General features: G+C 65.7%; 20 protein-coding genes and 1 riboswitch. Of the genes, 11 read left to right on the forward strand and 9 right to left on the reverse strand.

Annotation, left to right across the window (positions count from 1 at the left end):
• The 6 genes from VGL40_04990 to VGL40_05015 form a co-directional block, all read left to right on the forward strand.
• The coding region (locus VGL40_04990) for a 3-methyl-2-oxobutanoate dehydrogenase subunit beta (GenBank protein ID HEY3314622.1) at positions 1-416 on the forward strand (416 nt) is incomplete at its 5' end.
• Entirely contained in the window at positions 413-1,177 is a 765-nt protein-coding gene (locus tag VGL40_04995; GenBank protein HEY3314623.1) for a thiamine pyrophosphate-dependent enzyme, read from the forward strand. The genes VGL40_04990 and VGL40_04995, both read left to right, overlap by 4 nt.
• The gene (locus VGL40_05000; protein HEY3314624.1) at positions 1,178-1,753 is read left to right on the forward strand and encodes a 2-oxoacid:acceptor oxidoreductase family protein; all 576 of its coding nucleotides are present in this window, start codon (positions 1,178-1,180) and stop codon (positions 1,751-1,753) included.
• A gap of 6 nt (positions 1,754-1,759) precedes the next feature.
• The gene (locus tag VGL40_05005; protein HEY3314625.1) at positions 1,760-1,981 is read left to right on the forward strand and encodes a 4Fe-4S dicluster domain-containing protein; all 222 of its coding nucleotides are present in this window, start codon (positions 1,760-1,762) and stop codon (positions 1,979-1,981) included.
• 22 nt (positions 1,982-2,003) lie between these two features.
• On the forward strand, positions 2,004-3,890 hold the full coding sequence (locus VGL40_05010) for an aldehyde ferredoxin oxidoreductase family protein (GenBank protein ID HEY3314626.1): 1,887 nt from the start codon (positions 2,004-2,006) through the stop codon (positions 3,888-3,890).
• Positions 3,891-3,894: 4 nt separating this feature from the next.
• Positions 3,895-5,079: a CoA ester lyase gene (locus tag VGL40_05015; GenBank protein HEY3314627.1), complete on the forward strand. Its 1,185-nt coding sequence runs from the start codon at positions 3,895-3,897 to the stop codon at positions 5,077-5,079.
• Between the two features lie 12 nt (positions 5,080-5,091).
• Here VGL40_05015 and VGL40_05020 read toward each other — a convergent pair whose 3' ends face one another.
• Together VGL40_05020 and VGL40_05025 are read right to left on the reverse strand one after the other, a co-directional pair.
• Positions 5,092-5,511 (reverse strand): hypothetical protein, encoded by a 420-nt coding sequence (locus VGL40_05020; protein ID HEY3314628.1) that lies wholly within the window; start codon positions 5,509-5,511, stop codon positions 5,092-5,094.
• Between the two features lie 690 nt (positions 5,512-6,201).
• On the reverse strand, positions 6,202-6,843 hold the full coding sequence (locus VGL40_05025) for a DedA family protein (GenBank protein HEY3314629.1): 642 nt from the start codon (positions 6,841-6,843) through the stop codon (positions 6,202-6,204).
• 241 nt (positions 6,844-7,084) lie between these two features.
• Here VGL40_05025 and sdhC point away from each other — a divergent pair, with 241 nt between their 5' ends.
• The 4 genes from sdhC to VGL40_05045 are packed head-to-tail and all read left to right on the forward strand — an operon-like array spanning position 7,085 to position 10,364.
• Entirely contained in the window at positions 7,085-7,486 is a 402-nt protein-coding gene (sdhC, locus tag VGL40_05030; GenBank protein HEY3314630.1) for a succinate dehydrogenase, cytochrome b556 subunit, read from the forward strand.
• A gap of 19 nt (positions 7,487-7,505) precedes the next feature.
• Entirely contained in the window at positions 7,506-7,901 is a 396-nt protein-coding gene (locus VGL40_05035) for a hypothetical protein (protein ID HEY3314631.1), read from the forward strand.
• 4 nt (positions 7,902-7,905) lie between these two features.
• Positions 7,906-9,612, forward strand: a complete 1,707-nt coding sequence (locus tag VGL40_05040) for an FAD-binding protein (protein HEY3314632.1) — start codon at positions 7,906-7,908, stop codon at positions 9,610-9,612.
• A 2-nt stretch (positions 9,613-9,614) separates the two neighbouring features.
• On the forward strand, positions 9,615-10,364 hold the full coding sequence (locus VGL40_05045) for a succinate dehydrogenase iron-sulfur subunit (GenBank protein ID HEY3314633.1): 750 nt from the start codon (positions 9,615-9,617) through the stop codon (positions 10,362-10,364).
• Positions 10,365-10,541: 177 nt separating this feature from the next.
• Here VGL40_05045 and VGL40_05050 read toward each other — a convergent pair whose 3' ends face one another.
• The 7 genes from VGL40_05050 to VGL40_05080 form a co-directional block, all read right to left on the reverse strand.
• Positions 10,542-11,513: a transposase gene (locus VGL40_05050; protein HEY3314634.1), complete on the reverse strand. Its 972-nt coding sequence runs from the start codon at positions 11,511-11,513 to the stop codon at positions 10,542-10,544.
• Positions 11,514-11,964: 451 nt separating this feature from the next.
• Positions 11,965-12,294 (reverse strand): cyclic-di-AMP receptor, encoded by a 330-nt coding sequence (locus VGL40_05055; GenBank protein HEY3314635.1) that lies wholly within the window; start codon positions 12,292-12,294, stop codon positions 11,965-11,967.
• Positions 12,295-12,340: 46 nt separating this feature from the next.
• Positions 12,341-12,468, reverse strand: a riboswitch (cyclic di-AMP (ydaO/yuaA leader).
• Between the two features lie 7 nt (positions 12,469-12,475).
• Entirely contained in the window at positions 12,476-13,303 is an 828-nt protein-coding gene (locus VGL40_05060; GenBank protein HEY3314636.1) for a YciC family protein, read from the reverse strand.
• A 331-nt stretch (positions 13,304-13,634) separates the two neighbouring features.
• Positions 13,635-14,273: a hypothetical protein gene (locus VGL40_05065; protein HEY3314637.1), complete on the reverse strand. Its 639-nt coding sequence runs from the start codon at positions 14,271-14,273 to the stop codon at positions 13,635-13,637.
• 54 nt (positions 14,274-14,327) lie between these two features.
• A complete protein-coding gene (locus VGL40_05070; GenBank protein HEY3314638.1) occupies positions 14,328-15,506 on the reverse strand; it encodes an ABC transporter permease in 1,179 nt (392 codons plus the stop codon).
• Complete coding sequence (locus VGL40_05075) at positions 15,503-16,237, reverse strand: ABC transporter ATP-binding protein (protein ID HEY3314639.1); 735 nt, start codon at positions 16,235-16,237, stop codon at positions 15,503-15,505. The genes VGL40_05070 and VGL40_05075 overlap by 4 nt, the downstream gene beginning before the upstream one ends.
• Before the next feature lie 5 nt (positions 16,238-16,242).
• On the reverse strand, positions 16,243-18,012 hold the full coding sequence (locus tag VGL40_05080) for an efflux RND transporter periplasmic adaptor subunit (protein ID HEY3314640.1): 1,770 nt from the start codon (positions 18,010-18,012) through the stop codon (positions 16,243-16,245).
• A 156-nt stretch (positions 18,013-18,168) separates the two neighbouring features.
• Between VGL40_05080 and VGL40_05085 the strand changes: the two genes are divergently transcribed.
• Positions 18,169-18,708 (forward strand): methyltransferase domain-containing protein, encoded by a 540-nt coding sequence (locus tag VGL40_05085; protein HEY3314641.1) that lies wholly within the window; start codon positions 18,169-18,171, stop codon positions 18,706-18,708.
• The last annotated feature ends 121 nt before the right edge of the window (positions 18,709-18,829 follow it).

The raw sequence follows: 18,829 nt of genomic DNA on the forward strand, positions 1-18,829 counted from the left end.
AGCTGATCCAGCTCAACGAGAGGCTGCAAGAGAAGTACCGGATCATCGAGGCCGAGGAGCAGCGGGCCGAGTGCCTGCGGATGGATGACGCCGATTACGCCATCGTCGCTTTCGGCATCGTCGCCCGGCTGGCCTCGATGGCCGTCGATAACCTCCGGGAGAAGGGCCACCGGGTCGGGATGATCCGGCCGATCACCCTCTGGCCGTTCCCCGCCAAGACCTTCCAGCGCTACCCGAAGGTCAAGGGCTACCTGTCGGTGGAGATGAACGAGGGCCAGATGGTCCAGGACGTCCGCCTGAACGCCGATTGCGCCGCCAAGGTCCGCTTCTATGGGCACGGCGGCGGTTGGGTCCCCACCCCGGCGGCCATCGAGGAGCAGATCCTGAAGATGGTCGATGGGGGGGACGGGGCGTGAGCGACGGGAAGGTCTACCGAGAGGTCTTCGGCAAGCCGAAGTGCCTGACCGACAATCCGTTCCTGTACTGCCCGGGCTGCGGGCACGGCCTGGCCCACCGGCTGGTCGCCGAGACCATCGACGAGTTGGGTCTCCAAAGCAAATCGATCATCATCACCAGCATCGGCTGCTCCGTCAGGTGCTGGCGCAACTTCGACGTTGACGTCATCCAGGGACCCCATGGCCGGGCCCTGGCCATCGCCACCGGGGTGAAGCGGGCCCAGCCGGACCAGTTTGTCTTCACCTACCAGGGCGACGGCGACCTGACCTCGATCGGCATGGCCGAGACCATGCATGCCGCGTCCCGAGGGGAAGCGATCAGCGTCGTCTTCATCAACAACGCCGTCTTTGGAGCGACCGGCGGCCAGATGGCCCCAACCACCCTGGTCGGGCAGAAGACGACGACCTATCCGAAGGGCCGAGACCCGAAGTGGACCGGCCCGCCGATCCGCCTCTCGGAGATCCTGGCTCAGCTCCCGGCGACGGCCTACATCGCCAGGGGGGCGGTGTCCTCGCCGAAGAACGTCCTCACCGCCAAGAAGTACGTTCGCCGGGCCTTCGAGACTCAACTGAACGGGGGCGGTTTCGGCCTCGTCGAGATCCTCTCGCCCTGCCCGGTCAACCTCAAGCTCGATCCGGTGGCCGCGATGCGCTGGGTCGATGAGAACCTGATCCCTTACTACCCCCTCGGGGAGATCAAGACTTCCAAGGGGGTGAGCTGAATGAAGACCGAGTATAGGATCGCCGGCTTCGGCGGCCAGGGGATCCTCTTCCTCGGCCAGACCATGGCCTACGCGGCCATGCTGGCCGGCAAGGAGACCGTCTGGACCGCCTCCTATGGTCCGGAGATGCGGGGCGGGACGGCCAACTGCGCGGTCGTCATCGCCGACCAGACGGTCCGGTCGCCGCTGGTCTACCAGCCGGACGTGGCCCTCATCTTCAACAAGCCGTCGCTGGAGCGGTTCGGTCCCGACGTCAAGCCGGGCGGACTGGTCCTCTTGGTGGCCGAACTGATCGACACCGAGCTGAAGCGGAGCGACGTGACGGTCTTCCGGGTGCCCGCCCGGCGGCTGGCCGAAGAGATCGGGGCCCCCAAGTCCCTGAACATGGTGATGCTGGGCGCCCTCGCCGCCGTCCATCCGACCCTCGACTTGGCCCGGGTCGAGGCGGGGGTTCGCAAGATCACCTCGGGGAGCAAGGAGACCCTGCTCGAGACGAACCTCAAGGCAATCCACCAAGGCTACTATGTCATGCGGCGGTCAAAGGATTTGGCGGCCGCTTCGAAAGCGGGGGTTTGAGGCGAGATGGCGGCTTACGTGACCTTTGACGAGAGGATGTGCAAGGGCTGCGGCCTGTGCGTCCACTTCTGCGCCAAGAAGGCCCTGGGCCTGTCGGAGCGGATCAACGCCGCCGGCTACCCGGTGGCCGCCCTGGTCAAGCCGGAACAGTGCAACGGCTGCGCCCTCTGTGCCGTGATGTGTCCGGAGGTGGCCATCAAGGTTTACAAGGAGGCGGCTTCGCAGTAGGTTGACGAAAGGGGGGGCCCCGATGCCGTTCGGCTACAACGGGAAGATCCTGAAGGTGGATCTGTCGACGTCCTCCTACGCCGTGGAAGAAAAGGACGAGCGTTTCTTCCGGACCTTCCTCGGCGGAAGCGCCCTGGCCGCCTACTACCTGTTGACCGAGATGAGACCCCGGGTCGATCCCTTGGGGCCCGATAACGTCCTGGTCTTCGCGACCTCGGTCGTGGTCGGGGCGCCCGTGCCGGGGGCCAGCCGGTTCACCGTCGCCGCCAAGTCGCCCCTGACTGGGGCGATGGGGCAGGCCGAGGCCGGCGGCTACTTCGGCCCCGAACTGAAGAAGGCTGGCTTCGAGGCGATCGTCGTCAAGGGCCGGGCTGACCGGCCGACCTGGCTCTGGATCCACGACGGCGGGGTCGAGTTCAGGGACGCCGCCGGCCTGTGGGGCCACGACACCGGCTACGCCCAGGGGAGGATCCGCGGGGAACTCGGTGATGAGAAGGTCCGGGTGGCCTGCATCGGGCAGGCCGGGGAGAATCAGGTCCGCTACGCCTGCGTGGTCAACGAGTTGAAACACACCAATGGGCGGACGGGGATGGGCGCCGTCATGGGGGCCAAGAACCTCAAGGCGGTGGCCGTCCGGGGGTCGAAGATGCCGGCCTTTCACGACCGGGAGGCCCTGAATCGGATCAACCGCAGCTTCGTCGAGGTCTTCCGGAGCCACCCGATCCAGGGTCTCCTCTACGATGGGGGGACCATCGGTTGGGACATCGAGTCCCTCGACGCCGGCGGGATCCTGCCGACCAAGAACTTCCGGGGCGGCCACTTCGATGAATACGAGAAGATCACCCTGAACGCCATGAAGGACACCATCCTCCAGGGCCGGGGGGCCTGTTCGGGTTGCCCCAACCGCTGTAAACTCGTGTGCGGCGGGGGCAAGTTCGACATCGACCCGGAATACGGCGGCCCCGAGTACGAGACTGCCGGGGCCTTTGCCCCCAACCTCCTCGTCGGCGACCCCGAGGTCTACGCCAAGGCCCACGAACTCTGCAACCGCTACACTCTCGACACGATCAGCACCGGCGTGACCATCGCCTTCGCCATGGACTGCTACGAGGCCGGGCTGCTGACCAAGGAGCAGACCGGCGGTCTCGACCTCCGCTTCGGCAACGGCCGGGCGGTCCTCGAGCTGATCGAGGCCATCGCCTTCAAGCGTGGCCTGGGAGCCCTCCTGGCGGAAGGAAGCGTCCGGGCGGCCAAGGAGATCGGCCGCGGCGCCGAGCGCTTCGTCCGAGCGGTCAAGGGCCAGGAGATCGCGATGCACGAACCACGCGGCAAGGCCGGCATCGGCCTGGCCTTCGCCCTCTCACCCTGGGGCGCCGACCACGTCCAGGCCCCTCACGACCTGCTCTTCGAGGAGGGCAAGTTCGGCGTCGACGACCTCAAGGAGCTGGGCATCTACCGGGGCACGCCGGGCCGGGACATCGGCCCGGACAAGGTCCGCTTCTTCTACTACGGCCAGCAGACCTGGAACCTCTTCAACACCCTGTCGATGTGCTGCTTCGTCATCGGGCCCGGCAAGCTCCTGAAGATGGGCGACCTGGTGTCCATCGTCAACGCCGCCACCGGTTGGAACGGCAGCCTCTTCGAGTTGATGAAGGCCGGTGAGCGGACGGTCACCCTCGGGCGGCTCTTCGCCGTCCGCGAAGGCTTCACGGTGGCCGACGACGTCCTCCCGGAGGTCTTCTATCAGCCGTCGGAGAGCGGCCTTCTGACCGGCAGGAAGATCGATCGGGCGGCCTTCGTCCGGGCGGTTCAGCTCTACTACGAGATGATGGGCTGGGACGCCAAGACGGGTGAGCCAAAGGAATCCAAGCTCGTTGAGTTGGGGATCGCCGATCTGGGGGCGTTCTGAAGCGATGACCGCCGTCCGCCTGAAGATTCCATCCCTCCTCCACCTCGGTGATCGAGGGGTGATGGAAGTCCCCGGGGACTCGATCGCCGAAGTCCTGGGGTACCTGATCGAGCGCCTTCCGGGGTTTCAGGCGGCCGTCATCGACGGCCGAGGTGGCTTCAGCGGTCACCTGATGGTCGTCGCCCAGTACGCCGGTGAGCCCACCGCCGTATTGGTAGCGAGGCCCGGCGAGACCCGTCCGGGTCTTCTGGAGTTGTCCATCCTGCCCATCCCAGAGGGCGGATCGTCGGACATCCGCGACATGACGAGTGAAGAGGAGGAAGGGCCCGTGGGTTTCCTTCGCAGCTTCTTGTTCATGCCGGGTGACCGGGAGAAGGTCCTGGCCAAGACGGCCACCGTGGCGGCCGACGCGGTGATCTGGGACCTCGAGGATGCGGTTGCCCCGCCTAACAAGGACGCCGCCCGAGGGCTGATCGCCGCCTCCCTGAAGCCCGGGGGCTACCCGATGTCGATCTACGTCCGGGTCAATGCCGTGTCCAGCGGCCTTTGCGAGACTGACCTGGCGGCCACCGTCCGGCCGGGGCTGAAGGGCGTGGTCGTGGCCAAGGCCGAGCGGGCCGACGATCTCCGCCTGGTCGGCCGGACCCTCCGCCGACTGGAAGGGGAACGCGGCCTTCCCCTGGGGGGTTTGACCATCATTCCCCTCATCGAATCGGCCCTCGGGCTGGTCCGGGCCCATGACCTGGCGGCCGCGTCCGACCGGGTCGAGGCCATCTCCTTCGGCGGCGAGGACTTCACCCGCGACCTCGGGGCCACCCGCACCAAGGCCGGCCACGAGTTGGCCTATGCCCGGGGGGTCATGGTCGTGGCCGCGGCGGCGGCCGGCGTGCCGGCCATCGACACCGTCTACACCGACCTGGACGACGACGAGGGCCTGGCCGGGGAGTGCGCCCACGTCCGTCAACTGGGCTTTTCCGGCAAGCTGGCGATCCACCCCAAGCAGATAGAAACGATCCACCGAGCCTTCTCGCCGACCGGGGCCGAGCTCGATTTCGCCCGGCGGGTGGTGGAGGCGGCCGGGCATCCGGCGGCCGAGAACAAGGGGGTCATCGTGGTCGAGGGGAAGATGGTCGACCGGCCCGTGGTCGAACGGGCGATCAGGTTGTTGGCGCAGGCCCAAAGGAATTGAAAACGCCGGTCCTCAGCTCGCGTACAATCGCCCATAGGGTCTCAAGTACTTCGGGTAGAGCTTGACGAACTGATCCTTGAGGATCCGCTCGGGGTCGACCTGGAAGTGGGCGGCGTACGACCCGACCGCGTCGGCCAGGAAGACCAGGTCGCCGTCGTCGGGCTCGGTCACCCCGACCTCCCGGCCCAGTTGCTCGGGATCAACCCCGCCGCGTAGGTAGATGGCCCCGCCGTGCATCCCCGTACCGATGAAGTCGGCCCGCAGCCGCCCCCCGTGACGAAGCGTCAGGCCCAGCAGGACGACTCTCCGGTTTTCGGGCTCCTTGCCGCAGGTCTGGTCCTTGCCGGCGGCCGCGTGACCCGGAAGGGCCCGGCTGGCAGGGGCACCCCCGCCGAGGGTCCAACCCGGACGGGGAGACCGGGCCGTGAGCAAAGATAAATATCAACGCATATCACGAGGCGGGCCCGTAAAGGGTCAACCTTCCGCGAGCGTCCCGGCCGAGGTCGTCTGACGGGCATGGCGGCGGGGCCGCCGTCAAGCCCTGGCAGCGGCCACAAAAAGGTGAACAAGCTGGCACTTAAGGTGTTGACAGGGGGCACTTAACGGGCTATAATTAATTGTGAAGCCGGGCACTAAAGCAGCGGAAGTGACGCGCTTGGGTTTAGTTAAGTGCCTCTTATTCAAGCGGACGGCCTAGATGAAAGTGGTACTTATCCGTAGCCCAGGCCACCGCGGCAAGGGAAACAACTAAACTAAATAGAAGCGGCCGATCGACCGCTTCTACCACAAGGCTTCACCAGCCCGCTATTCAAAGCCTTATCCACACCAATCTACCCATCCTTCTATGCAGCACGCAACTGACGCCCCTCATCCGGAGCAGACTACCTCTTCATTCACTCTCAACATCGTAGCCAACGCCATTTTCTCAACGTTCACCACACCGTCGCATCCGATTCCTTCAGACTTTACCCACTCCGGGGCTCAGTGACTCCAACTCACCTACACTATCGCAGCAATGGTCATCCCATACGGCGGTAGCGGGCGCAACCCAGGCGGACCAGTCGCAGGTCCGCCTGGTTCTTTTTCGGCCTGAGACTATCGTCCGGGCCCGGGGGCCGCGGGCTAGCGTTCGGGCCGTGACTTCTCCTGGTTGGCCCGGCTCCGGGCCCGCAGGATAAGGGCCAGGGCGGCGACGGCCACGAGGGGTAAAGCCACCGCCAGGACATCGAAGGACCAGATCCTGGACTCGAAGACCTCCCAGCGGGCGCCCAGACCGTAGCCGATGGTCAGCAGGGCCAGACACCAGGGAAGGACGCCGAGGGTGGTGAAGGCGACGAAATAGGGGAGAGGCATCCTGGCGATGCCGGCAGGCATCGAAATCCAGGTTCGGATGATCGGGATGATCCTGGCCAGGCTGACCGCCCCGCGGCCGAAACGGTTGAACCAGGCCTCTGTCCGCTCCAAGGCCTTCGGAGTCAGGTGGACGAACCGGCCATAACGAAGAATGAGGGCGCGCCCTCCGGCGGCGCCGATCCAGTACATGACCAGGCCGCCCAAGAGGCTGCCGAGGATGGCCGACCCCAGGGCCCCGGCCAGGTTGAGCTTACCCAGGTGGACGAGGTAGCCCGCGAAGAGCAGCATGGGCTCACTGGGCACGGGCATCCCGGCGTTCTCGATGAACATCCCGAAGACGATGGCCAGGTAGCCATACTTGGCGATATCGTTGGTGATCGTGCCGATGAAGGCTTCGATGTGATCTCTCACCCCTGACCGCGCCTGGTGATGCGCGGTTGTTTAATTCTAACACCGTGGAGCAGGGAGCGGCAAGCCAAGAACGGTTAACCGCCGCTGTTCTCCGGGGGCGATGCTGGCAAGAATAGGCGAGGAGGAAAGCCAACCGAACTGTGGAACTAATTTGGTTGGAGCTTTCAAGGCCCGCTGTGGCAGGAATCTTGCAAGTTGGAAAGCCATACAACCATGCTCCGGAATAGGGGGTGAAGCAGATTTGGCAAGCCGTCGGCACATGAGCGAGCTCCACGGCAACTCAGACCTGTGGCCGCGCAACGTGAGGGCCGGGATGTACGCCTGGCTCTTCCACCGCATCACGGGTCTGGCTCTTGTGTTCTACATCCTCCTGCACATCTTCGTAATCGCTTCAGTCAACTTCGGCGGAGGTTCCTTCGACGCCGTGATGGGGCTTTTGACCACGAAGCCCTTCGTGCTCATCGATCTTGTCCTGGTGGCGGTCGTCCTGTATCACGGGCTCAACGGCATCCGGATCATCTTCTTCGACCTCGGCTACGGGATCAAGAACCAGCGCGGCATCTTCTGGACGATGATGGCCATCGGCACGGCGGTCTTCGCTTTCTTCGCCTACGCCAGCTCCAAACTACTCTTCCGGGCCTGACAAAAGGAGGCACGCGCGAGTGAGCGCCAACGATCGCGATCGACCGGCCTGGCTCGTCGGCCCAGGTGGGTCAACGGCCTGGCTGATCCAACGGCTGTCCGGTTTCCTGCTGGTGGTCCTCCTCGGGACCCACCTGCTCCTCTTGCACTACGGCGGTGAGGGGCAGCTGGTTTTCGCGGCGGTCACCGTCCGACTGAAGGCCTTCCTCTTCATCCTCATCGACTCCGGGCTCTTGGCCCTCGGCCTCTACCACGGGCTGAACGGCCTCCGCAACGTCGTCCTGGACTGGAACATCAGCCGCCGGGCCGCGTCCATCCTGACCGGTGTCCTCTGGACCGTCGGCATCATGATGACCATCTATGGCGCCACCGCCCTCGTCTCCTTCTGGAGCGGTCGGGGCGTCTTCGGGGGGTGAGCCTATGCCAAGCATGTACCATCAGGTTCTGATCGTCGGTGGCGGGCTCGCCGCTCTGCGCGCGGCGATCGAAGCCAAGGAGGCCGGCCTTGACGTGGCCGTCATGACCCGGGTCCACCCGGTGCGGTCGCACTCGGTGGCCGCCCAGGGCGGGGTCAACGCGGCCCTGGCCAACGCCGAGAAGGGCCGAGACGACACCATCGAGAAGCACGCCTTCGACACCGTCAAGGGGTCGGACTTCCTGGCCGACCAGCCGGCGGCCATCACCATGACCGCCGACGCCCCGCTCCGCATCTACGAGATGGAACACTGGGGCTGCCCGTTTTCGAGGACGGACGAGGGCAAGATCGCCCAGCGCCCATTCGGCGGCGCCGGCTATCCGCGGACCTGCTACGCCGCGGACAAGACCGGGCACGCCCTTCTCCACACCATGTACGAGCAGGCCGTCAAGCGGAACATCAAGATCTACGAAGAGTGGACGGTCCTCTCGCTGGTCATTGACGGCGGGGTGTGCCGCGGCGTAATCGCCCTGAACCTCCGGGACGGCGACCTCGTCCCGGTCGGCGCCGACGCGGTGATCTTCGGGACCGGCGGGACCGGCCGCGTCTATGGACGGTCGACCAACTCGATCATCGTCACCGGATCGGGCATGGCCGTGGCCTACTACGCCGGCGTTCCCTTGAAGGACATGGAGTTCATCCAGTTCCACCCGACCTCGCTCTTCGGCAACAACGTCCTGATCACCGAGGGTGCCCGCGGCGAAGGCGGGTACCTGAGGAACGCCAACGGCGAGCGGTTCATGGAGAAGTACGCCCCGAAGGCCATGGAACTCGGCCCGCGGGACATCGTCGCGCGATCGATCCAGACCGAGATCAATGAGGGCCGGGGCTTCCCCGGGGGCTACGTCCACCTCGACCTGACCCACCTGGGCGCGAAGAAGATCCTCGAGCGACTGCCGGCCATCCGCGACATCAGCATCAACTTCGTCGGTGTCGACCCCATCGAGAAGCCGATCCCGATCCAGCCCGGCCAGCACTACTCGATGGGGGGCATCGACACCGACGCCGACGGGGCGACGGTGATCAAGGGCTTCTATGCCGCGGGCGAGTGCGCTTGCGTCAGCGTCCATGGGGCCAACCGGCTCGGCGGCAACTCCCTGCTCGAGACGATCGTCTTCGGGCAGCGGTCCGGGGCCCACGCGGCCGGCTACGTCAGGGGCGGCGGGAAGGGCGGCCCAGACGAGCGGCTGCTCCGCGAGCATCTCCATCGCATGCGTGAGCGCTGGGAGGACCTCCGGGCGGCCGACGGTCCCGAGGATCCGGCGGCCATCCGCGACCTGATGAAGGAGACGATGATCGAAAAGGTCGGCATCTTCCGCGACGAGGCCCAGATGTCCGAAGCCGTCGAGGCCATCAAGAAACTGCAGGAGCGGTACAGGAGGATCCACGTCGGCTACCGCGGCCGCCGCTTCAACCTCGACCTGCTGCGCACCTACGAGCTCGGGATGAAGCTCGACCTGGCCGAGATCATCGCCAAGGGGGCCCTCAACCGCCAGGAGAGTCGCGGCTCCCACGCCCGCACCGACTACAAGGAACGCGACGATGCCAACTGGCTCAAGCACACCATGGCGCACCACACTCCGGATGGGCCCCGCTTTGACTTCAAGGCCGTCGAAGTCACCAAGTGGCAGCCTGAAGCCAGGAGGTATTAGCGATGAGCATCACCGACACCAAGCCGCGCCCCGAGGACCTCAGGTCGGTCATCGTCAACGTCTTCCGGTTCGACCCGGCGACCACCGACGAGCCGCACTACGACAGCTACAAGGTGCCGATGACCGGCAGCATGACCGTCCTCGACCTGCTCTTCTACCTTCTCGAGCACGAAGACGGCTCGCTGGCCTTCCGCTATGCCTGCCGCGAGGCCATCTGCGGCAGCTGCGCCCTCTACGTCAACGGGACCTACCGACTGGCCTGCAAGACCCAGCTCAAGGACCTCAAGGCCGAGGAGATAAGCATCAGCCCGCTACCCCACCTCAAGGTGATCAAGGACCTCGTCGTCGACATGGACCCCTTCTGGGAGAAGTACGAGCGGATCAGGCCCTACCTGATCAACGACGAGGCCCCGCCGGAGAAGGAGTTCATCCAGTCCGCGGCCGACCGGCTGAAGATGGACGACATGGTCGACTGCATCCTCTGCGGGGCCTGCCACTCGTCATGCCCGCAGGTCTGGACGGACGAGGAGTACCTCGGCCCGGCGGCCCTGTTGAAGCTGAACCGCTTCACCGTCGACACCCGGGACCGCGGCAACAAGGAGCGGACCAAGCTCTTCGACAACGAGCAAGGGGTCTGGCGCTGTCACACCATCTTCAACTGCGTCGAGGCCTGCCCGAAGTCCATCAATCAGACCTACTCGATCCAGCACCTCAAACGCCGGGCGGTGGCCCGGAGGCTGGGGATGAAATGACATCCTCCCACCCTTGAAGGGGTGGGATTCCTGAGATGATCCCAGGCTGGTCGGCAGCTACCTTTGCCCGATCCGTTTCCGTCCGGACTTCATGGGTGCCGCCATCAGGGCCAAGTCAGTGGCCCGCCCCGGCTACGTTCCATTGCGGTTACCGCACCGGGCGGCGGTTCTCACGGCTTACGCCGCTGCCAGACCGCTAATCGCTCGCGCGATGTTCAGCGCAGCGACGGCGTCCGCGTGGCCGGAGTGCCCGCAGGACCTGCACCGGAAGTGTATCCCCGAGCGGTTCTCCTTCGCCGTCGACCCGCAGGCGGGGCAGGCCCGACTGGTGTTGGTGGGCACGGCCCACTCCACCTTGAGGCCCGCAAGGTTAGCCTTGTAGGTGATGAAGCTCTGCAGGCGATGGAAGCTCCATGAGTGCAGGCTGCGGCCGCGGTCCCTGCGGTCGCGCTTGGGTCGCAGCCGATCCACGTTGCGCATCCACCACTGTTCCTTGTCCTTCATGCGCTTGATGGCCCGCAGAGCTTTTGCCCGCCCCATCCTGCGCCGGAGAGCGGATATGCGGCGCCGCACGTAGGCAGCCTGGCCCCCACTGAAGAACAGCGTTTCGCCTTCGCAGTTGACCACGGCCAGGTTGCGCAGGCCGAGGCCGATCCCCGCCACCTTCGCTCCGGCGCACGGCGCCGGCTTGACGGTGACAGACAGGGCCAGGTACCAACGCCCTCGCTGCTCATACAGTTTGGCGGCCCCTTGCTTGATGGTGGAGCCCAATTGGGAGAGGATGCAGGTCTGCCGCTCGGTGGTGGCCAGGGGTACGCGGACCCGGCCTGCATGGGTCGGAAAACTCGCCGTCCAGAAGTCCCCTGTCTTTACCAGGCTCAGGTTCTGGTTGTTGAAGGAAGGCGGCAGAACTCGGAATCGCCCAACCCTCCGGGCGGCGGCCACCTCCCGCAGAACCTGGCACACGATGACCGAAGGGATAGGGGCGGGCGCATATGGGGCCGCCGTCCTGCTGGTCAGCCCGCGAGGGCGCCCGGCTGCGACAAGGTTGTTGGCCAGGACCGTGGTCCGGGACGTCAGTTCCCTGTACAATCGCTGCTTGACCTGGGTTGGGCGGTGTAGCTTCAGTCTCAGGGTCAACCTCTGCACTCGGATATCACCTCCTCTTCGGGATTGGACGTACTGTTCGATGATCCCCGCAGGAGCACGCCCGGTGAAGCGTTCACAAACAGGTGTACATCGGGCATGACTTCCAGAGCCAAGACCACCAGGTCCAGTTCCCTGACAACTTCCTCCAATAGCTCCAGGAACGGCCTGTCCACTTCGCGAGTCAGAGCGCCGATACCGGGGGTACCACACGGAGTGGTAGTTGACCAACGAAACGGAGGCATGCTTGTTCCAGTCGGTGTCCACAGGCCCATCCTAACACGAACACGTGTTCGGGTAAAGGGGTGGGCGATTCACCCCACGACTGAAGCCGTGGGCTTTCTCGCCCGGTTTCTGTAAGCCGAAGACGGATCCCCTACCGCCCGAAGGCCGACGAGGCCGGCGCGCTGCGCGCCGGCCTCGTCCTTATGACTGCCCTGCGCTCCACCGAACCTCACGCCTTGTCAAACCGCTCCACGCCGAGGACGAAGATGGTCGCCCCACCGACCTGGACCTCGATCGGGTAGGTCGTGTAGGCGTCCATCGTTCCGCCCATCGGGGTGAGGGGCGTCACCAGTTGCCTGCGGGTCTTGCAGATCTGCTTGACGACGGCTTCGACCGCCTCGACCTGGCCGTCCTCGACGCCGATGAAGAGAGTCGTGTTCCCCTCCCTCAGGAAGCCGCCCGTGCTGGCCAGCTTGGTGGCCCGAAAACCCTTGGCCATCAAGGCCTCGAGCAGCCGGCCGGCGTCCTTGTCCTGGACGATCGCCACTACAAGTTTCAAGTGGACACCCCTCTCGTTGGTCTCTCTTGGTCTTCACCGGGAGCGACCATGCCCTGCCCACGCTTGCGAGGTTAGCTGACGGGTTCGGGCGGCGAGCCCTACGCAGTGACGCGATTCACCCCGATGGACCGGTTCCCCCGCTTCCTTGTGTCCCCAGTTTAGCTGGGATTGAGTCGCGGCGTCAAGGCGTGTTTCCGGGGTTCGGCGGGGGCTGCGGGCCGCTGTCGCCGGGGCCGATGGGTTGGGCGGTTCCGCCGGGTCCACCGGGTCCGCTGGCCCCGACCGGGCCGAGGGCCGGTGTCGGCCGCGCCCCCTGCAGGTAGCAGAGGCCCAGGGCGATGGCCGCCCAGGTGGTCACGAAGAGTCCGCCGACGGCGTTCAGGAGATCCCCCGCGGGACCTAGGTCGCGGAAGAGGAACCCGATGAAGGCCCCGGCGGCCGCCTGGATGAGGACGACGACAAGGACCGAGACGACCGCCTTGGCCGCCGCCTGCAGGCTTGTGCCGAGGGCCTTGGTGATGGGGAGACGGTCGATGACCACGGCCTGAACGGTTAGCGACAGGAGGAAGGCCACGATGATGCCAGGGATGATCAGTAGGATGAAGCCGACCAGGACCAGCAGGGCGACGAGGATCGAGGCGCCGACGACGTTCCAGACCAAGGGCCAAGCCCGACGGATGGCCTCCTGCCAGCTCAGGGGTTCCCCGTCCCACTGCATCTTGAAGAGGCTGACCACCGCGCCCGACTCCAGGCCGCTCAGGATCATCCCGACCAGGGCGACCAGACCGGCCACTCCCACCACTCCGCCGGTCGGGAGGCTCATGAAACCGAGGCCCGGTCCCTGCCAGTACCTCAGGCCCAAGCCCAGGGCCAGAAGAGCCGTGACCACGTAGGCTGGGATGAAAATGACCAGCATGGTCGCAATATACCGGGCCCACCCTTTCCGGAACATCTCCCACGATTGCTTCAAGACTGCCCCGACATCGGCCGGGATATCACGTTCAGTCATTCCGAGTCCTCCTTCTTCGTGCCGGGCAGAGGAGCGCCGCTCTAGTATCCATATGCTGCCCAGCGGTCCCCGTTGCGGTCGACCGGCCTAGACCGCCCACGTTCCTCGTCCCGCCTGGAGGCTTCACCCTCAGAACCGGGAATTCCTTCCGTTCAGCGCCCGCCCTGGCTGGGCGTTTCGGAGTTGCCGGGCTGCCTGCGTGGGAGCTCACAGAAAAACGCCCCGACCTTCTTGGCCGGGGCGCTTTCTGGGGATGGGGGACGGGAGTTGACAGTGGGAACATTATGTCAAGACGATGACCGGGCTGGGTCGCCATCGGTCCGGGCCGAACTTACTGGGTCTGGCCGGGGGTGGTCCCAGAGAGCCGGGCCTCAAGGGCGTCGATGATCCGGGTGAACATCCGCCCGGAGATGGACATGCCGGCCCGGGTCCCGCCGGGCAGGATGAAGCGAAGGACGCCGTTCAGGCCACCCTGGCGGCCGTAGCTGCCCATGCCGCCAAAGCCGCCCGCGAAGTTGCCGGACCGCTGCCGGTTGGTCCCTCCGGACGGCTGGCCGCTCGACCCTCCGGGTTGCTGGCCGTTGCCATTGCCCATCCCGGGTTGCCCCGGGCCGCCCGCACCGAAGAGGTCGCGGGCGTTCCCGCTGTTCAGAGCAGCCTGTTGGTCGGGAGTCAGGACGCCTTTCACGTCGGCCATGACTTGCTTGGCTTCCTTGGTCGGGATGCTGTCCTCCAGCTCGAGTGGCCGGAGGACGCTGAGCAGGCCGTTGATCTGGTCGGTGGTCAGGGCCTTGGCATCGGTGGCTCTGGCCAGAGCCCCCAGTCCGGACATGGTCATGGTGAAGCCCCGCATGAAGGCGGCCTGCTTCCGCCGGACCAAGACGAGCCCGGTGAAGGCCCCGCCGATGATGACGACGGCCGCCACCACGGAGACGATGATCACGTTCCGCCGATTCCGAAAGAACGACATCGCTGAAACCTCCCAATAAGGCCTGGCCTCGCCTGTCCTGCCTTGGTGGGGGCCCTACTCGTAGCGCAGGGCCTCGATGGGGTCGAGGGCGGCCGCCTGCATCGCCGGGTAGATCCCGAAGAAGAGGCCGACCGCGGCCGAGAAGACGAAGGCGACGATGATCGAAGCCATCGACACCGCGGAAGGGATGCCGGCCAAGGTACCCAGGCGGCCGACCCCGACTCCCAGGGCGACCCCGACCATTCCCCCGGTCAGGCTGAGGATCATCGACTCCACCAGGAACTGGGTCAGAATATCGCGACGTTTGGCTCCGATGGCCTTGCGGATACCGATCTCGCGGGTCCGCTCGGTCACCGAGACGAGCATGATGTTCATGATCCCGATGCCGCCGACGACGAGGGACACCCCGGCGATGCCGCCGAGCATGAGGGTCATCGTTTGGGTGGCCGTGTTGACCGTGGTGAGGAGCTGGTCCTGGCTCTGCACATTGATGGCGTCATCGGTGCCGGGGTTGCGGGTCGGAAACTTCTTCTGGTAGATGGCGGTGATCCGGGCCACCGCTTGGGTGGCGTCACCGGACTGCTTGGTCTGGGCCAAGATCATCTGGACCCGGTTCGTGCCCATCAGGCGTTGGGCGGTGGAGATGGGGATGATCACCCGGTCGTCGTAGCTCTGCCCGAGCCCCTGCCCCTTCTCCTCGAGCAGCCCGACGACGGTGAAGCTCGAGCCGTTGATGAGGATCTGCTCGCCGACGGGGTTACGTTCGCCGAACAGGTCGGTGTAAACCGTCTGGCCGATGACGGCGACGTGCCGGCGTTGGTCGATGTCGGCCTGGATGAGGAAACGCCCGGCGACGACGCGGTGGTTGCGGATCTCCTCATAACCGGGGGCCGTCCCCTCGATCGTCGTCGTGTAGTTGTTGGAACCCCACTTGACGGCATACTGCCGGCTGACGTCGGGGATGGCCGTGCTCAACTCCGGGACCCGTTTCAGCAGGTCGGCCGTGTCCTCGACATAGAGGCGGCCCGTCGCGCCACGGGCGGTGATCATGATCATGTTCGAGCCGAGCCCCTGGATCTGGGCGGTCACCTGCTGCCTGGCCCCTTGCCCGATGGAGACGAGGGCGATGACGGCGGTCACCCCGATGATCACCCCGAGCATCGTCAACCCGGATCGTAGCTTGTTTCCTACCAGACCGTTCCAGGCCACCCGGATGCTTTCGAAGACATTCATGAAAGGGCACCTCCCAGGCCGGCCGCGCCGGCCACCGAGGGCTCGGTCACCCGTTCATCGCGGACGAGCTTTCCGTCGCGCAACCGGATGATCCTTCGGCAGTGGTGGGCGATGGCTTCGTCGTGGGTGACCACGATCACCGTCCGGCCGCGCCGATTGAGGCCCTGGAAGATGGCCATGACTTCAGCTCCCGAACGGCTGTCGAGGTTGCCGGTGGGCTCGTCGCCGAGGACGATGGCCGGGTCCGTGGCGATGGTCCGGGCGATCGCCGCCCGTTGGCACTCACCGCCGGAGAGCTGCGCCGGTCGGTGGTGCAGGCGGTGGCCCAGGCCGACCGCCTCGAGGGCCTTGATGGAGGCCTCCCGGCGGGCGGCTACCGACACCCCTCGGTAGAGGAGCGGCAGCTCCGCGTTTTGCTGGGCGGTCAGCCGGGTCAACAGGTTGAAGGTCTGGAAGATGAACCCGATCCGCCGGTTGCGGACCTCGGCCAGCTGATTGTCGTTCTTTCGGCTGACCTCTTCGTCCAAGAGCCGGTATTCGCCGGAGGTCGGCCGGTCGAGGCAACCGATGATGTTCATCAACGTTGACTTGCCCGAGCCGGACGGCCCCATGATGGCGACCATCTCGCCCTCTTCGATGGTCAGGTCGACGTGGTCGAGGGCGTGAACGGCCGCCTCGCCGGGGTTGTAGACCTTCGAGATGTCGCGCAGATCAATGACGGCCCTGGCCACGGCCTTCACCTGCCGCCGGTGGTCGACTGAGTGCCTTGCTGACGGGCCGGTTCCGAACGGGTGCCGCCGAAGCCGCCCATCCCGCCGAACAGGCCGCCGGATCCTGAACTGCTGGTGCCGGTGACGACCGTCTGCCCCTCCTGCAAGCCGCCCGTGATCTCGATGTTCTGGTCGTCGGCCAGGCCGATCTGGACCTCAACGCTCTTCAGCTCGGTCCCTTCGACGACCCTGACGAAGCTGTGGCCCCTGGAGGTGGTGACCGCCTCGACCGGCACGGTCAGGACGTTCTGCCGCTGGGCGATCATGATCGTCACGTCGCCGGTCATCCCGGCCAGGATGCCGTCGTTCTTGCCGAGGGTCAACTCCACCGGGTAGGTGGTCACGCCCTGCGCCACCGTGCCGGTCAGGGAGACGTTGGTGACCTTGGCCGGGAAGCTCTTTCCCCCGATGGCCTGGACGGCGACAGTCCCCGTCTGCCCGAGCTTGACCTGGTTGATGTCGAGCTCGTCGACGTTGATGGTGACGACCATCTTGGATAGGTCGACGATGGTGAAGGCCGGCGTGGCGCCGCCGGCGCCGGCGGAATCGCCGACCTTGAGGTTTGACGCGGTCACCACGCCGCCGAGCGGGGCGGTGACGACCAGGTCGGCCTGCTGCTTCAGGAGGCTATCCAGGCTGGCCTGCATCTGGCTGAGCTTGGCTTCTTCCGCCTGGAGGTCGGTCGTGGTCACGGTGGACTCTGGGTTTTTCATGGTGTCCAGACTGTTTTCCGCCGAGGCCAGGTCGATCTCGGCCTGCTTCTCCGAGGCGACCAGAGAATCGTTGGTCATCGTCAACAGGATTTGGCCCGCCGTGACGGTGTCGCCGGCCTGGATGTTGACGGCCGCGGCCGTGCCGGAGGTCTTGGCGGTGACGTTGGCCGTCTTGGCCACGGCTGAAGTGTACATGGCGATTTGACCTTTGGGGTGGGGTAGGGTGACGCCTCCGGACATCCCCGGCCGGAGTCCGTCATCCGTACCCGGATTGTCGAGGGTGAACGTCACCGAGTAGGTCGCGTCATAGAGCCCCCTGGGCACACCTTGGGGGTTGATGTAGGTGACCGTGCCGGTCCTGGTCGGTCCATTGCCAAACACGGCCGTACCGGTCTGACCGACGTAGACCCGGTTGAGCGCCAGCTGGCTGACGGACAGGGTCATCGTCATGTTGTTCAGGTCGATGATGGTGAAGGCCGCGCTCCCGGCAGACACCGAATCGCCCGTCGAGACACTGACCGCGGTGGCCAAACCGCTGATCGGGGCGGCGACCGTCAGGTTGGCCAGGTCCTGCTGCCTGAGGGCCAGCGTCCGCTTGGCCTGATCGACCTTCTGCGTGGCCAGGTCAATGGAATTCTGGCTGGCCTTGGAAGGCGGCGCCTTCATGTCGGCGTAGCGCAACTGCTCGATGGCCAGATTGGAGCGGGCCGTGGCGATCTGGTCACCCAAGCTGTCGTTGCTGAGGGCGGCCAGGACCTGCCCTTCGGTGACCTTGCTGCCGACCTGGACGTTGACCGACGCGACCGTTCCCGAGGCCGCGGGTTTGACGCTCTGCTCCTTCTGGCCGAGGATCGTGCCGTTGTCAGAGATGGTGACGGTGACGTCACCCCGCTGGACTGACGCCGTGGCGTACTTGGACAGGGCCGTCGTGTTCTGGCTTGCGCGCGACCGGGCAAAGACGTAACCGCCCGCGCCGACGAGCACGACCAGGACCAAAATGATGACCAGGGTCCGACGCTTCAAGGGACTCCCTCCATTTGCCGCCGCTTTGCGGACACCAGCGGTGCCGGGGCGAAACGAACTGGCCCTAGGCAACAATTCAGGATACACCGTTTGGCCCCTTGCACTCAGGTTCAGGTTAACCCAAAAGTATTAACGATTGGTTAACCTCGCGGATAAATTTCCCTTTACCGCGGCGGGGCCTCTTCCGCCGCCACCGACCTCGCCGGTCTGGGAGCTGGCTCATTCGACGCTGTCCTGCTGATGGGACCCCTCTACCACCTTCTGAAGGAGGAGGACCGGCGGCGGGCGGCCGCCGAGGCCAGGCGCGTGCTGAGGCCCGGGGGTCTCCTTCTTGCCTCTTTCATCAGCCGCTACGCCCCCCTCAGGGACGTGGCCAAGTTCGAGCCCGACTGGATCGTCGAGCACCAGGCCGATGCCGAGGCCGTGTTGGCCAGAGGGGTGCTGGTCGCCCCGACCGGCTTCACCGACGCCTACTTCGCCCATCCGACCGAGGTCTTGCCGTTCATGAAGGAGTGCGGGTACGAGGCCCTTGACCTGGTCGCCTGCGAGGGCGTGATCAGCATGATCGAGGAGAAGGTCAACGGGTTGACCGGCGCGGCCTGGGAGGCCTGGGTCGACCTCAACCACCGCCTGGGCAAGGACCCATCGGTCCATGGCGGGGCGGAGCATCTGCTCTACGTCGGACGCAGGACATGACGGTCGCCGGCCCCGCCTGACCGTCCTTGCCGGAATCGTCTCCGGATGAAGAAAGGCCGACCTCGCGGTCGGCCTTTCTCCGTCGGGTTCGGGCCCGGGAACCGGAACCGGGACGTGAGCG

This window comes from Bacillota bacterium, from assembly GCA_036504675.1.
Classification (GTDB): domain Bacteria; phylum Bacillota; class Sulfobacillia; order JAJYWN01; family JAJZPE01; genus DASXUT01.

Coding starts and splice junctions, on each gene's coding strand:
- VGL40_05045 (HEY3314633.1), top strand. CDS start 9,615: ATGAGCATCACCGACACCAAGCCGCGCCCCGAGGACCTCAGGTCGGTC.
- VGL40_05010 (HEY3314626.1), top strand. CDS start 2,004: ATGCCGTTCGGCTACAACGGGAAGATCCTGAAGGTGGATCTGTCGACG.
- VGL40_05060 (HEY3314636.1), bottom strand. CDS start 13,303: ATGACTGAACGTGATATCCCGGCCGATGTCGGGGCAGTCTTGAAGCAA.
- VGL40_05065 (HEY3314637.1), bottom strand. CDS start 14,273: ATGTCGTTCTTTCGGAATCGGCGGAACGTGATCATCGTCTCCGTGGTG.
- VGL40_05070 (HEY3314638.1), bottom strand. CDS start 15,506: ATGAATGTCTTCGAAAGCATCCGGGTGGCCTGGAACGGTCTGGTAGGA.
- VGL40_05015 (HEY3314627.1), top strand. CDS start 3,895: ATGACCGCCGTCCGCCTGAAGATTCCATCCCTCCTCCACCTCGGTGAT.
- VGL40_05005 (HEY3314625.1), top strand. CDS start 1,760: ATGGCGGCTTACGTGACCTTTGACGAGAGGATGTGCAAGGGCTGCGGC.
- VGL40_05000 (HEY3314624.1), top strand. CDS start 1,178: ATGAAGACCGAGTATAGGATCGCCGGCTTCGGCGGCCAGGGGATCCTC.
- VGL40_05040 (HEY3314632.1), top strand. CDS start 7,906: ATGCCAAGCATGTACCATCAGGTTCTGATCGTCGGTGGCGGGCTCGCC.